Source organism: Hominisplanchenecus murintestinalis (genome assembly GCF_943193015.1).
Classification (GTDB): domain Bacteria; phylum Bacillota; class Clostridia; order Lachnospirales; family Lachnospiraceae; genus Hominisplanchenecus_A; species Hominisplanchenecus_A murintestinalis.
Window position 1 is genome coordinate 17,074 of the sequence record NZ_CALPCM010000010.1, and the last position, 14,125, is coordinate 31,198.

Here is a 14,125-nt window from a genome sequence, read left to right on the forward strand (position 1 = left end):
AGGAAAGCATGGATGAGAGAAGCTGTAAATCAGGGTTTGTCACGCTGATAGGAAGGCCAAATGTAGGAAAGTCTACACTGATGAATCATTTGATTGGGCAAAAAATCGCGATTACATCGAATAAGCCGCAGACGACGCGGAATCGGATACAGACGGTGTATACTTGTGAACAGGGGCAGATTATTTTCCTGGATACGCCGGGAATCCACAAGGCAAAAAATAAGCTGGGAGAATACATGGTAAATGTGGCGGAACGGACTGTGAGCGAGGTAGATGTGGTGCTTTGGCTTGTAGAGCCGTCGACGTTTATCGGTGCAGGAGAAAGGCATATTGCAGAACAGCTTACAAAAACATCTACGCCGGTTATTTTGGTGATTAATAAAATAGATACGGTAAAGAGAGAGGAAATCTTGCTTTTTATTGACGAATACCGGAAAATTTATGATTTTGCTGAAATTATTCCGGTATCGGCATTGAAAGGGACGAACACTCAGGATATTATTGATACTGTATTTAAGTATCTGCCTTACGGCCCGATGTTTTATGATGAAGATACGGTAACAGACCAGCCTCAGCGGCAGATTGCGGCAGAGCTTATCCGCGAGAAAGCGCTGCGCTGCCTGAAGGAAGAGATTCCTCATGGGATTGCAGTTTCTGTTGACAAGATGAAGGAGCGGAAAAAAGGCGGTATTGTGGATATTGAAGCTACGATTATCTGTGAGAAGGATTCCCATAAGGGCATCATTATCGGAAAGGGAGGCGCGATGCTGAAAAAAATCGGCGCAGCGGCCCGGTATGAGATGGAAACAATGCTGGAGATGAAAGTGAATCTCCAAGTCTGGGTTAAGGTGAAAAAGGACTGGCGGGACAGTGATTTTCTTATGAAAAATTTTGGGTATGACAGGAAAGAAGTATAATGAGGGAGCAGCTCAAGCTGACGGGAATGGTATTGTCTGCGGTTCCCATAGGTGAATATGACAAACGGGTGGTGGTGCTGACAAAAGAGAGGGGAAAGATTACCGCGTTTGCCAGAGGGGCACGGAAACCGAATGGCAGTCTTTTGGCGGCGGCGAACCCGTTTTGTTTTGGTGAATTTTCTTTTTATGAGGGGCGGAATGCGTATACGATGGTACAGGCAGACGTGAAGAATTATTTTAGGGAACTGGCCGAAGACTTTGAAGGCGCATATTATGGATTTTATTTTATGGAATTTGCAGACTATTATGCCAGGGAAAATAATGATGATGCGGAGCTGCTGAAGCTTTTGTATCTGTCGCTGCGGGCGCTGCAGAACCCTCATTTGGAGAAAGAACTGGTGCGCACGGTGTTTGAGCTGCGGGCGATGATGGTGAATGGTGAATATCCTCAGACGTTTCAGTGTGTTGAATGCGGAAGAGAGCAGGGATTGTGTATGTTTGTACCTAAGCGTGACGGACTGGTATGCCGTGCCTGCGCCTCTCATTATCAGGAAGGTATGCCGCTGCGTGAGTCTGCTATATATGCACTGCAGTATGTGATTTCATCGCCGCTGCAGAAGCTTTATACGTTTGCAGTCACGCCGGAAGTATTGCGGGAACTTCAGGCTGTGACAGAGCGTTTTCGAAAGAAATATATAGAAAAGCCATTCAGGTCACTTGAGATTTTACAGAGTATCCTGAATTATTAGTTGAAAATCGGAGAGTTAGATTATATAATAAGGTTTGCTACAATTTTATTCGGAGGGTATAAATGAAGAATACGAAGGGATTGATTTTGGCAGTCCTGGCACTCTGTGTGCTGACGGGCTGCAGTAAGTTTTCACCGAAGGAAACGGCTGTGTCTGTGGGGAAGGAAGGCACGGTGACGGCGGCGGTGATTGACACACTGGATCAGAGCTATTACGATGGAGAAGAATTGAAAGCCAGCGTGGAAGAGAGCGTTGCAGAATACAACGCCGGCGCCGGAGAGGATACCATTACGGTAGAAGAGTTTGAGATTGGGGAAGAGAAAGATGTAAAGCTGTTTATGGAGTATGCTTCCTACAAGGATTATGCTGCGTTTAATAACGTAGATTTTTATGTGGGAGACATTACAGACGGCTACAACAATGGCGGTTATCGGTTTGAGACTACGTTTTGCCAGGTGGAGAAAGGCGAAGCGGTGGAAGGAGAGATAAAGCGGGAAGAGATTTTCGCGGGAGCCAACCACCCGATGGTTGTATTTTCTGAGCCGATGGCAGTAGAAGTTCCGGGGGAAATCCTTTATGTGAGCAGCAATGTAGAGGTTACCGGAAAAAAGTCTGCGAGAATGGCAGGAACCGGGACGGAGAACGAGACAGAAACAGAGCCGGCAAGCGAGAGTACCGCCGAGACAGAAGGCGATGTACAGGAAATCACGCCGGTGGTAGAGTCTGACACAGAAGGAGAAGAAAAGACAGCATTGGCATACATTATTTATGAATAGGAAGGCAGGCGGCCGTGCATCGGCGGCGTGTCCTTTGGAATAACTATAAATAAGAAAAGGTGAGGAGTGTATCATGGAAAAGACAATGGAGAAAATCGTAGCGCTGGCAAAGTCCAGAGGGTTTGTGTATCCCGGTTCTGACATTTACGGAGGATTGGCAAATACCTGGGACTATGGAAACCTGGGTGTGGAACTGAAAAATAACGTAAAGCAGGCGTGGTGGAAAAAATTTGTGACAGAGAATCCCTATAATGTAGGCGTGGACTGTGCGATTTTGATGAATCCGCAGACCTGGGTGGCATCCGGGCATCTGGGAGGATTTTCTGACCCGCTGATGGACTGTAAAGAGTGTCACGAGCGTTTCCGCGCAGATAAGCTGATTGAAGATTTCTGTGAGGAGAAAGGCATTGTATTGGAAGAGTCCGTGGATGCATGGAGCCAGGAACAGATGAAAGCATTTATTGACGAGCATGAGATTCCATGCCCGACATGCGGAAAGCATAATTTTACGGATATCCGTCAGTTTAACCTGATGTTCAAGACGTTCCAGGGCGTTACCGAGGATGCGAAAAATACGGTATATCTCCGTCCGGAGACAGCACAGGGAATTTTCGTGAACTTTAAAAATGTGCAGAGGACATCCAGGAAGAAGATTCCGTTTGGAATTGGGCAGATTGGAAAATCTTTCCGAAATGAGATTACTCCGGGTAACTTTACATTCCGTACCAGGGAGTTTGAGCAGATGGAGCTGGAGTTCTTCTGTGAACCGGGAACGGATTTGGAATGGTTCTCATACTGGAAGAAATACTGTATTGACTGGCTGAAAGCGCTGGGAATGAAAGAGGATGAGATGCGTGCGCGCGACCATTCACCGGAAGAGCTGTGTTTCTATAGTAAAGCTACCACAGATTTGGAATTCCTTTTCCCATTCGGATGGGGAGAACTTTGGGGAATTGCAGATAGGACAGACTATGATTTGACCCAGCATCAGAATACTTCTAACCAGGATATGTCTTATTTTGATGATGAGAAGAAAGAAAAATATATCCCATATGTGATTGAGCCGTCTCTGGGCGCTGACAGGGTAGTACTGGCATTCTTGTGCAGTGCATATGATGAAGAGAATATCGGCACAGAAGAGAAGCCGGATATGCGTACGGTTCTTCATTTCCACCCGGCTCTGGCTCCGGTGAAAATCGGTGTGCTCCCGCTTTCAAAGAAGCTGAATGAGGGTGCAGAAAAGGTGTTTGCGAAGCTGGCGAAAAAATGGAACTGTGAGTTTGACGACAGGGGAAATATCGGAAAACGTTATAGAAGGCAGGATGAGATTGGTACGCCGTTCTGTGTCACCTATGACTTTGATTCTGAGACAGACGGAGCGGTGACAGTCCGCGACCGTGATTCTATGGAACAGGTTCGAGTAAAGATTGACGAGCTGGAGGCATATTTCGCGGATAAATTTGAAATTGAAATGTAAAATGTAAGAGCCAGGAAGATCCCGCTATCGTGTGATGGCGGGATTTTTACAGTTGTAGAATTTGTACAAATAAAAAGTAAAATTTTAGGAGATTTCTATAATATACACATAAAAAATATGGGAGTATAATAGCAGTGATAAGGCGTAGAAAGCGTATAGGAAAGGAGCAAAAATATGAAGTGGAAAAAAGTCTTATCGCTGACGCTTTCGCTTTCCATGATTGCCGGGGCGGCATATTATACAGCACCGACAGCAGAGACAGCGAAGGCAAGCGACACAGAAAATGTTGACAGTACGTATCAGGAACCGTGGAGCAGCGGGGCAGGGATTCCCCAGTTGACATCCAAAGTAAGCGGCAATACTGAGGCACAGAAGTTTACCCATAAGGAGTGGACCGGCACGGAGTATGAGGTGGACGGCGCGACTGTCAAAGGTGCGGATGTATATGAAATTAACCGGGAAGAAGCGAGTATGTTTGCAAGTACAAGCGTTGTTTACGATACCGTGGACAAGGCAATTACAGGAGCAAAAGACTATAATAAGGCGGTTTCTGATTATGTGCAGTATTTGACTGGAGAGGGGGCGGCTGACTGGTCGCTGGTGGTTCTCCAGAACCAGGCGCTGGCGCAGGGAGAGAAGTATCAGGAATTTTATACAACAGATTATACGCCGAATGCGGCGGATGAGTGGAAGTCAAACCTGCAGCTTCCATGCAGCTGGACGCGCCAGGGATTTGATTTTTCCATTTATACGAATGTCCAGATGCCGTGGCAGAGTAAATATGATTCCAATGTGTCCTGCCCGCAGGCGCCGGTAAATTATAATCCGGTGGGCCTGTACAGAAAAAGTTTTGACGTAGACCCCGGCCTGCAGAGGACGGGAGGGCGGGTTTATATTTCCTTCCAGGGAGTGGAATCTGCTTATTATGTCTATGTGAACGGCAAAGAGGTGGGATACAGCGAGGACAGCTACAGCCCCCACAGCTTTGATATTACAGAATATTTGACTGAGAATGGACAGGGAAACCTTTTGGCGGTGAAGGTTCATAAGTTCTGCGACGGAACCTGGATGGAGGATCAGGATATGTATTATGACGGAGGTATTTTCCGTGATGTATATCTGTATTCGGCGCCCTTGGTACATATCCAGGACTATACCGTAACGACTGATTTGGACGAAAATTATGAAAATGCAACGCTTGGACTGAGCGTGGATGTAGCAAATGCTTCGACCAGTGAAGTGAGTGGTTACCGGGTGGACGCGCGCCTGTATGATGAGGAAGGAGAAGTGTTCGTAAACGGCATTACACTGGACATGGGCACGATTCCGGCTGCTAATGGCGATGCAGACGGGAAAGCTACGAAAACTGCGCAGAAAACAGTAAACGCGCCGAAACTCTGGTCGGCAGAGACACCGAACTTGTATACACTGGTGCTGTCTTTGTATGATTCATCCACAAATGCGTATTTAGGAAGCGTTTCCCAGCAGCTTGGATTCCGGGAAATCGAGTTTGTGCGCACGGAAGTAGACGGGAGCGGAAACAGGACAACAGAGGATTCTGCATACGAGCCTATTAAGATTAATGGGAAGCAGCTCCTGCTCAAAGGCACGAACCGCCATGATACCGATCCGGTTTATGGAAAATATGTGCCGGAGGAAACGCAGGAAGAAGACGTTAAGCTTATGAAGCAGTATAACCTGAACGCAATTCGTACATCACATTACAGCAATGATGAATATTTGTATTATCTGTGTGATAAATACGGGTTGTATATGATGGGGGAAACGAATCTGGAAGCACATGCGCTTCAGAATCAGGAGACGCCGAAAACGAATTTCAAAAAGCTTGCTATGGACAGAACCGTCACGACATTTGAACGGCTGAAAAACCGCACGGCAGTGGTGATATGGTCTACTGGAAATGAAAGCTATTATTCCAGTGACGCGGGATATGCGGACGGCATGTTCTATGATTTAATCTGGTATTTTAAAGAGCATGACAGCACCAGGCCGGTGCATTCGGAGAGTTCTAATGATGCCAACGGTACAGATATGGGAAGCAATATGTACCCGAATGTTGGCACGGTACAGGGCTGGGCAAGACGGGATATGCCGTATGTGCTCTGTGAATATGCCCATGCAATGGGGAATGCCGTAGGGAACCTGAAAGAATACTGGGATGCTATCCGAAGCTCTGATAATATGATTGGCGCGTTTGTCTGGGACTGGGTGGATCAGTCAAGGCTGATTAGCCTGGATACGCTGCCGAAGAATTATGATTTAACTGAGAAAGCGGAGCAGGCAGCCGGGACGGCAGTCATTAGAGACATTTATGATGTGACGGATGAGAAAGCCCTGGCATCTAAGAGTGCAACAGGATATGCGCTGTTTAACGAGGCTTCCTACAATACGGCTTTGTCCGGCAGCGGCAAGGCATTTACGGTTGAGGTTGTCTGCAAGCCTACGACTGAGAGAGGGGATCAGGTACTGGCGGCAAAGGGGGATCATCAGTTTGCGTTAAAGACGAACTCAAACGGCCAGCTGGAATTCTTTGCTTATTATAATAATAACTGGAATTCTGTAGCGGCAGACCTTCCGGCAGACTGGTTGAATAACTGGCATCAGGTTGCGGCTGTTTACGATCAGGGGGCTATTAAGATTTACTGTGACGGTACATTGCTGGCGTCTGGAAATGGCAATACGACAGTGGCGTCAAGCAGCGTTGCCCTGGGTATCGGCTGCTGCGCGGACAATGGCAGAAACTTTGACGGCGAGATTTCTTTGGGACGTGTGTATACAAAGGCGCTCACAGAAAGCGAACTGGCGTCACAGAACAGTAAGACGCCTGCGATTGGGGCAGACTCAGATGACGTGCTTCTGTGGGCGGATTTCAGTGAGGCGGTTTTATCAAGCAGACAGCCTTATGATTATTATTCAGAGAATTTTGCCCATAAAAATCTCTATAAAGAAGAGGCGAAGGGGCAGTACTATGGATATGGCGGCGACAGCGGAGAATCGCCGAATGACGGTTCCTTCTGTGTAAACGGACTGGTTTCTCCGGACAGGGATCCCCAGCCGGAACTTTGGGAGGTAAAATATCAGTATCAGAGCGTCTGGTTTACGGCTACGGCGAAACAGATTATGGCTCAGGAGGTTTCTGTTTATAATGAGAATAATTTCCTGAATCTGAACGATTTTGATGTAAAATGGTCTTTGCTGGAGGACGGTAAAGAGATTGGAAACGGCACGGTGGCCGAAGCGGATGTTGCAGGAAGGCAGAATGGAAAGCTTTCCGTTCCGTATGCTGAGAAACTTCCGGAAAATAAAAAAGCTGGGGCAGAATACTACCTGAATCTGTCCGTTCAGTTGAAAGAGGATACTCTCTGGGCAAAAGCAGGGCATGAGGTTGCCTATGAGCAGTTTGAAATTCCGGCTGTCGTTGAAAGTGTAAAAAAAGCAGTAGACGCAGAAGTTAACGTAGATGAGACGGACGAAAGTGCGATTACCGTTTCCGGTAAGGACTTTAGTTTCCGCATTGACAAAGCGACAGGCGCAATTCAGAATTATATCTGGAAGGATGAAGTCATCATGGCGGAAGGCCCGGTTCCCAATTACTGGAGGGCGCCGATGAATAATGATAATAATAACTATAGCGGCAGTCTGCAGACGATAAATAATGGCGTTCGCGCATCGAATCTTACAGTTACCAGCAACCGGGACGGACAGAAAGTAATTACTGTGACGCTCCAGGCTCCGGATTATGCGGATATAAAACAGAAAATGGTTTATACAGTAGACGGAAGCGGGGCAGTGGCGGTAAAAGCCAGCGTGGACGCGACCGCCCATAACTTTGGAAGCCGTAACAGATTCATCCGTATCGGTACGATTATGAAGCTGCCGCAGGGATATGAAAACGTGGAGTGGTATGGAAACGGGCCGGTTGAGGCGACCTGGGACAGAGAAGATTTTGCGACAATCGGTATCAACAGGACTACAGTTTCTAAGATGTTTTATCCATACCTGGATACCCAGGATACCGGAACTGTAACCGGAGTGAAATATATTACAGTGACAGACCCAGCCAAGACAGGGGCAATGGCAATCGCGTCGACGGACGGTGTGGAGGCGTCTGCCCTGCACTTTGACGTGAATGATTTGACGCAGGCACGGCATCCTTATGAGCTGACGCCTCAGGCAGAGACATTCCTGACAGTCAACTACCGTTCTCAGGGGACAGGGAATGCGAGCTGTGGTGCGGATACACTGGCTGCGTATACACTTCCAAACGACAGGGAGTATACTTATGAGTACACGATGATTCCGTATACCACTACAGACAGTGCTATGGATGTCACACGGGCATACCGGACAAAAGACAGCCTGACATCGCTAATCGAGCGGATTGATGCTATTACTGCTGACAGAATTAGTGCGGATCAGATTTCGGAATTTGAGGATATCGCGGCAATGTGCGAAGGACTTTCTGAAACCGCCAGGGCGCAGGTGACAGAAGCGCGCTGCGAGAAGGTGGGGGAAGCACTGGCATTGGCAAAGAAACTGGAAGCTGTTACAAATGTAGAGGATAAGAGCGGAAGTGGGCTGGGACTTGCCGTAAACGGAACTGCAAAGCTGGCACAGAGAGGCGACAGCAGCGCTCTGGAAGGTTATGCAGACGTGACGGGCGAAGGTGCGAATGAAATCTTTAACAATATTATCGGAGGCACGAAACCGTTTACGATTGAAGCAGTTGTTAATCCTAACGGAGTTGGCTATGAAGGCAACGAGTATAATATGATTGCGTCTAAGGGTGATGACTGCGCAGCATTCCGTATTTCTGAAAATGTAATTTACTTCTTTATCAAAAATACATCTGGAGAGTGGATAGTAGCCAGAAGTACGCCTCTCAGGACAGATACGGAAGACAGGCTGAACAAGAAACTGCATGTTGCGGCGATTTATGACGGAAACAATATTTCCGTGTATCTGGAGGGGGAGGAGCTGGTTACGGTAGAAGCAGGCGCCGTGGCAGCATCTAATTACCCGCTGGGTATCGGATACTGTCCGCAGGCGACAAGCCGTACTTCACAGTCAAGCATTTACAATATCCGCGTTTATTCAAAAGCGCTGACGAAAGAAGAGCTTGACGCGGGAACCATGCAGGAAGACGATGAGAACGTGGCGCTGTGGCTTGATTTTGACAAAGTACAGCCTGCGGAAGCTCCGAGCGGACTCCGTACCTATACATCGTCTCTGGAGCTGGAGCCGGGTGAGGCAGCAGCAGTGAAAGCAGACAAGGTTCCTTTCTATGCGGCAGGGGATATTACCTATGCGTCTGGTGATACAGGGATTGCTTCCGTAGACTCCAGCACAGGTGTGGTGACTGCGGAGGGAATTGGTGCAACTGTCATCACGGCATCCTGCGGTGATAAGAATCTGGAGATTCCAGTAGTGGTCGGAAAGAACAGCATCGTGCCTATTAGTGGAATTTCTGTGCAGAGCGCTTTGACGCTGACGGTTGGCCAGACCCATACGATTACGGCAAAAGTGACACCGGAAAATACAACGGATAAGAAAGGGTTGGTTTATGCTTCTTCCAACAGGACAGTGGCAGAGGTAGATGCAGCGGGCGTTATCACTGCAAAGGCAGCGGGAGAGGCTGATATTACTGTGGCAAGTGCGGTACGTCCGGCAGTCATGGCAAAAATCCATCTTACAGTAACGCAGGCAGGCAGCACGGGTGCAGGAGACAGCAGGGCGCTTGGGACAGCTGTCAGCGAAGCAAAGAAAGTAAACCTGGCGGGATATTCTGCAGCGAGCGCAGCAGCATTCCGGAAGGCTTTGGCAGAAGCAGAAGCGGTCATGGCGAATCCGAAAGCAACCCAGGCACAGATAGACGCGGCGCTGAAAGCGCTGCAGGCAGCAAAGGCGGCGCTGCAGCCGGAAGCTCCAACCAGCAATATAATCCAGGCGGGCGTTCTGCAGTATAAAATTACGAAAGCCAGCGGGAAGAACGGTACGGTTACAGTAGATAAGCTTTTGAAAAATAAGAGCAAGGTGACAATCCCGGCAACTGTGAAGAAAGACGGCGTGGTTTATAAAGTTACCGCCATCAATAAGCAGGTGTTCCAAAAGAATAAGAAGCTGGGAAGCGTGGTAATCGGAGCTAATGTGACAAGCATAGGGGCAAAGAGTTTCTTTGGATGTAAAAAGCTGAAATCTATTACTTTCAAAGGCAAAAAAGCGCCTAAGATTGGAAGTAAGGCATTCAGCGGTATTAAAAAGAACTGTAAAATTACTGTTCCGAAAAAGATGTCAAAGAAGAACTTTAAGACTCTCAAGAAGAGGATGAAAAGCGCTGGAAAAAAGGTTGTGTATAAAAAGAAATAAATAGATGGGAGGTAACAGGCCGGCTTTGCTGGCCTGTTGCTTGTGAAAGGGCAGGGCATATGGGATCAAATTATGAAAAGCAGGTGTTTGCGGCAAGGGAGATTTTTCTGAAATATGACCAGAGGATTATGACGGAGAGATTTCCGATAAAGAGTGATGAGAAGTATCTGTATCTGAAATTCCTGGGGACGGACTATCGGGTTTGCCGAGAGAACGGAGAGATAGAGGAACAGAAAGAAGAGGGATATGTTCCGTGTCTGGATTATCAGGTGGTTATGGCTCTCTATGATATTCTGTGCTATCCCAAAGGGAGGCCGGCGCTTTCAGGGGAATGGCGTACCCTTGCCTCCCTGCAGGTAACCCACAGCAGTCCTTCGGCGGACAAATTTACCGCCCCATATGGAAAGCTATTTTCTGGTAAAGCCGGGGCGCTGGCTGACGCATGTAAAAGGCTTGGCGGGCGGCGGCTGGATGTACCTGCCAGTGCGGATGTATCATGGGAGATTCCGGTGTTTTCCTTTTTTCCTGTAGCTTTCCGCTTCTGGGAGGGAGATGAAGAATTTTCTTCGGTCATTACACTGCTGTGGGATAAAAATTCTCTCGACTTTATGCATTTTGAGACGCTGTATTATGTAATGAATCATTTGCTGGAGCGCCTAAAAGAGGTAATCCGCCCGATAGCGATTCCTGGCTGTTACAAGGAGGATAAAAAACACGAAAAATAAACAAAGACATCGGGCTGACGGAACCCAATGTCTTTGTTTATTTTTTGTGTATGGACTACGCGATGCTGTTTACAGCTTTTGCCAGGCGGGAAACTTTTCTCGCAGAAGTGTTTTTGTGATAAACACCCTTCTTCGTAGCCTTATCAATAACAGAAGTAGCGTTTAATAAAGCGGCAGCAGCAGCCTCTTTATCCTTTGCAACAACAGCAGCATTCACTTTTTTGATAGCAGTTTTAACACTTGACTTAATTGCTTTGTTACGCTCAGCTTTTGTCCTGTTTACTAAGATTCTTTTCTTTGCAGATTTGATATTAGCCAACCTGTACACCTCCAAAATATTTTTATCATCTTAAACCATTAAACGTTATCTCATACATCGGAGCCGGACACGGACGATCCGATGTAAACATGCTTATATAGTTTAGCCCAACCTTTCGGGTATGTCAATACATATTTTGCAAAAAAATGTGAAAAATAGTAATGGCTTGGGAGGTAAATTGCGGTTTGCCGGGGAGTATGTATTAAGAAAGCAAAGAGGAGAAGAATTATGCTGGGAAAGTTTAATATCCGCACCGACCTCGCACTGGAGGCGAAGGAGAGCTTTGAGGAAGATAATGTAGAAATCCGGGGGGTGCGCATTCACGAGACGGAAGATGAGGAAAACGAGATACGCACTACCAGGGTTGTGATAGAGACGGAAAACGGGGCAAAAGCGATGGGAAAACCTGTGGGAAATTACATTACTATGGAAGCGCCGCATATGTCTGTGCCGGATGAGGACTATCATCGGGAGATTTCCAGGGCTCTGTCCGGACATTTGAAAGAGCTTCTGGGTGGGGAGGAGCAGTCAGTGCTGGTAGTGGGTCTGGGGAACCGGGAAGTAACGCCGGATGCTCTGGGACCCTATGTAGTGAACAATGTGAATATTACCCGTCATATGATTAAGGAATATGGCAAGGCATCGGTGGGGGGAGGAAAGGTAAATCAAATCAGTGCACTCGTGCCGGGGGTCATGGCACAGACAGGGATGGAAACACTGGAAATCATCCGCGGCGTGGTAGAGGAAACGCATCCGGCAGTGATTATAGCCGTGGATGCACTGGCTGCAAGAAGCACCAGAAGGCTAAACAGGACGATTCAGATTACAGATACGGGAATTAATCCCGGCTCCGGTGTAGGGAACCACAGGAATGGTATTAATAAGGAAGTGCTGGGGGTTCCGGTAATTGCCATAGGAGTACCTACGGTGGTGGACGCTGCGACGATTGTGAATGATACGATGGAAAGTCTGGTGGAGACTATGGATAAGGATGAAAATATCCGTAACCTGGGAGGTGCGTTAGGGACGCTCAGCAAGAGTGAAAAGCACCAAATGATACGGGAATTAATTTCACCTCATTTAAATACGATGTTTGTAACCCCTAAAGATATTGACGAGACGATGAAGAGAATCAGCTATACGATTTCTGAAGGAATAAACCTTGCCCTGAAACTGTCATAGTCTGGAAATATGCCGCATATACTGTAATATCCGGCAGCAGGTCAGCAATGTGGAGCTGCTGCAATATCTATAACTGGAATGCCCATCCTATTGAAATGGGGAAGGGTGTCGGGCGGGACACTGGCAGCAGCAGGACGGGGGCGGTTGGATGCAGAGAAAATTACAGAATGCAGTATGGGTTTTGATTGTTTTGCTGGGCCTCTATATTTTATATAGGGGTCTTATTATTGCGAAAGAGAGCAGGGTTCTGCAAAGAATTCCGGGGATTGCCGGAATAGAGCGGGCTTTGGAGTCTATGGCATTGAAAACACATATGCCGGGGTTTGCGTTTGCATGGCAGGGAGATGAATATCCTGACAGCTGGGTGGATATGGTGCTGCAGGAAATCTTTCCACTGTACTCTTATGCAGAAGAAGCGGCAAAAGAACTTCCGGATATTGAAAGCCGCCTGGAATACGATTTGATGATGGAATTGGAAGGGAAGACGGAGGAATGGGCGTCCCGGGCAGAAGAAGCCACAGACAAGGCGCAAGGGCAGGCAGAGAGCGGGACAGAAACGACTGGAGGAGGCCAATCAGAGGCGCAGAGTGAAGACCAGTCAGAAACGCAAGGAGACGGGCGGCAGGAAGAAATGAATGGCGGGAGCCGGTCAGGAGTACAGGAAAGCAATCCGATGGGGGAACAAGGGAATAGCCAGTCAGAAACGCAGGACGGGAGCCTGCTGCAGATTTTGCCCAGAGATCCTGCCAGGGAGCCTGTAACAGTTCTCGATGAAGCATCGCTGCGGGACTATAATTATCTTTTGAATAATTTTTTTGCGGTTGACCCATCAACGACGCCGCTGGAGAGCCAGATAAATTATGATTCTCTGATGTCGAGGGATTTGAGCCTCACCACGGATAATTCAAAGCCTCAGATTTTGATTTACCACACTCATTCTCAGGAGGCATTTATTGATTCAGTGGAGGGGGATGTAAATGATACGATTGTGGGTGTGGGAAACCGGCTTACGGAAATTTTGACGGATACGTATGGGTATAATGTGATTCACCATACACAGGTATATGATATGATTGACGGGGAGCTGGACAGGAACAGGGCATATACCCTGGCTGCACCGGATATACAGCAGATTCTGGACGAAAATCCGTCTATTGAGGTGGTAATTGATTTGCACCGGGACGGAGTGGACGGACATAAGTTTGTGAAGGAGATTGATGGAAAACCCACGGCGCAGATTATGTTTTTTAACGGCCTGAGCCGCACGGCAAGGAACGGGGAAATTGATTACCTGCCCAATCCTTATATTGAAGATAACCTGGCGTTCTCTTTTCAGCTGCAGCTAAAAGCAGCGCAGCACTATCCGGGCTGGACGAGAAATATTTATCTGCAGAGCCTGCGATATAATCTCCACATGCGTCCGAAGTCTTTGCTGATTGAATCAGGAACCCAGCTCAACACAGTGGAGGAAGAGCTAAATGCAATGGAGGTGCTGGCAGATATTCTGAATCAGGTATTGCGTGGCGGGTGAAAGATGTGATACACTAATTTAAGCTATGCATATGTGGCCGTTCGGCACGGAGATGTGAGACG

9 protein-coding genes are annotated in these 14,125 nt (G+C 47.6%); 8 read left to right on the forward strand and 1 reads right to left on the reverse strand.

The genetic code is table 11. The features are described from left to right. Positions 1-8: 8 nt before the first annotated feature. From era to NFR99_RS05705, 6 genes are all read left to right on the forward strand, one after another. Positions 9-917, forward strand: coding sequence for a GTPase Era (era, locus tag NFR99_RS05680; RefSeq protein WP_120484397.1), 909 nt, complete (start codon positions 9-11; stop codon positions 915-917). Then, positions 917-1,666, forward strand: a complete 750-nt coding sequence (gene recO, locus NFR99_RS05685) for a DNA repair protein RecO (protein ID WP_120484396.1) — start codon at positions 917-919, stop codon at positions 1,664-1,666. The genes era and recO overlap by 1 nt, the downstream gene beginning before the upstream one ends. 62 nt (positions 1,667-1,728) lie before the next feature. Then, positions 1,729-2,442 (forward strand): hypothetical protein, encoded by a 714-nt coding sequence (locus NFR99_RS05690; RefSeq protein WP_135975954.1) that lies wholly within the window; start codon positions 1,729-1,731, stop codon positions 2,440-2,442. Between the two features lie 73 nt (positions 2,443-2,515). Further along, positions 2,516-3,919 carry a glycine--tRNA ligase gene (locus NFR99_RS05695; protein WP_120484394.1) on the forward strand — a complete coding sequence of 468 codons (1,404 nt, stop codon included), beginning with the start codon at positions 2,516-2,518 and terminating at the stop codon, positions 3,917-3,919. Between the two features lie 174 nt (positions 3,920-4,093). After that, complete coding sequence (locus tag NFR99_RS05700) at positions 4,094-10,306, forward strand: glycoside hydrolase family 2 TIM barrel-domain containing protein (RefSeq protein WP_251353177.1); 6,213 nt, start codon at positions 4,094-4,096, stop codon at positions 10,304-10,306. A 59-nt stretch (positions 10,307-10,365) separates the two neighbouring features. After that, complete coding sequence (locus tag NFR99_RS05705) at positions 10,366-11,031, forward strand: DUF3786 domain-containing protein (RefSeq protein ID WP_251353178.1); 666 nt, start codon at positions 10,366-10,368, stop codon at positions 11,029-11,031. 55 nt (positions 11,032-11,086) lie between these two features. On the opposite strand, the gene rpsT is transcribed toward NFR99_RS05705, so the two are convergent. Next, positions 11,087-11,350: a 30S ribosomal protein S20 gene (rpsT, locus tag NFR99_RS05710; RefSeq protein WP_120484391.1), complete on the reverse strand. Its 264-nt coding sequence runs from the start codon at positions 11,348-11,350 to the stop codon at positions 11,087-11,089. A 228-nt stretch (positions 11,351-11,578) separates the two neighbouring features. On the opposite strand from rpsT, the gene gpr reads away from it, so the two are divergent. Both gpr and NFR99_RS05720 read left to right on the forward strand, forming a co-directional pair. After that, positions 11,579-12,532, forward strand: coding sequence for a GPR endopeptidase (gpr, locus tag NFR99_RS05715; RefSeq protein WP_120484390.1), 954 nt, complete (start codon positions 11,579-11,581; stop codon positions 12,530-12,532). A 148-nt stretch (positions 12,533-12,680) separates the two neighbouring features. Next, positions 12,681-14,063 carry a stage II sporulation protein P gene (locus NFR99_RS05720; RefSeq protein ID WP_120484389.1) on the forward strand — a complete coding sequence of 461 codons (1,383 nt, stop codon included), beginning with the start codon at positions 12,681-12,683 and terminating at the stop codon, positions 14,061-14,063. Positions 14,064-14,125 lie beyond the last annotated feature (62 nt).

Excerpts from the sequence above, each read along its gene's own strand:
- era (WP_120484397.1), top strand. The coding sequence starts at position 9 with ATGGATGAGAGAAGCTGTAAATCAGGGTTTGTCACGCTGATAGGAAGG.
- NFR99_RS05690 (WP_135975954.1), top strand. The coding sequence starts at position 1,729 with ATGAAGAATACGAAGGGATTGATTTTGGCAGTCCTGGCACTCTGTGTG.
- recO (WP_120484396.1), top strand. The coding sequence starts at position 917 with ATGAGGGAGCAGCTCAAGCTGACGGGAATGGTATTGTCTGCGGTTCCC.
- NFR99_RS05720 (WP_120484389.1), top strand. The coding sequence starts at position 12,681 with ATGCAGAGAAAATTACAGAATGCAGTATGGGTTTTGATTGTTTTGCTG.
- NFR99_RS05705 (WP_251353178.1), top strand. The coding sequence starts at position 10,366 with ATGGGATCAAATTATGAAAAGCAGGTGTTTGCGGCAAGGGAGATTTTT.
- NFR99_RS05700 (WP_251353177.1), top strand. The coding sequence starts at position 4,094 with ATGAAGTGGAAAAAAGTCTTATCGCTGACGCTTTCGCTTTCCATGATT.
- gpr (WP_120484390.1), top strand. The coding sequence starts at position 11,579 with ATGCTGGGAAAGTTTAATATCCGCACCGACCTCGCACTGGAGGCGAAG.
- NFR99_RS05695 (WP_120484394.1), top strand. The coding sequence starts at position 2,516 with ATGGAAAAGACAATGGAGAAAATCGTAGCGCTGGCAAAGTCCAGAGGG.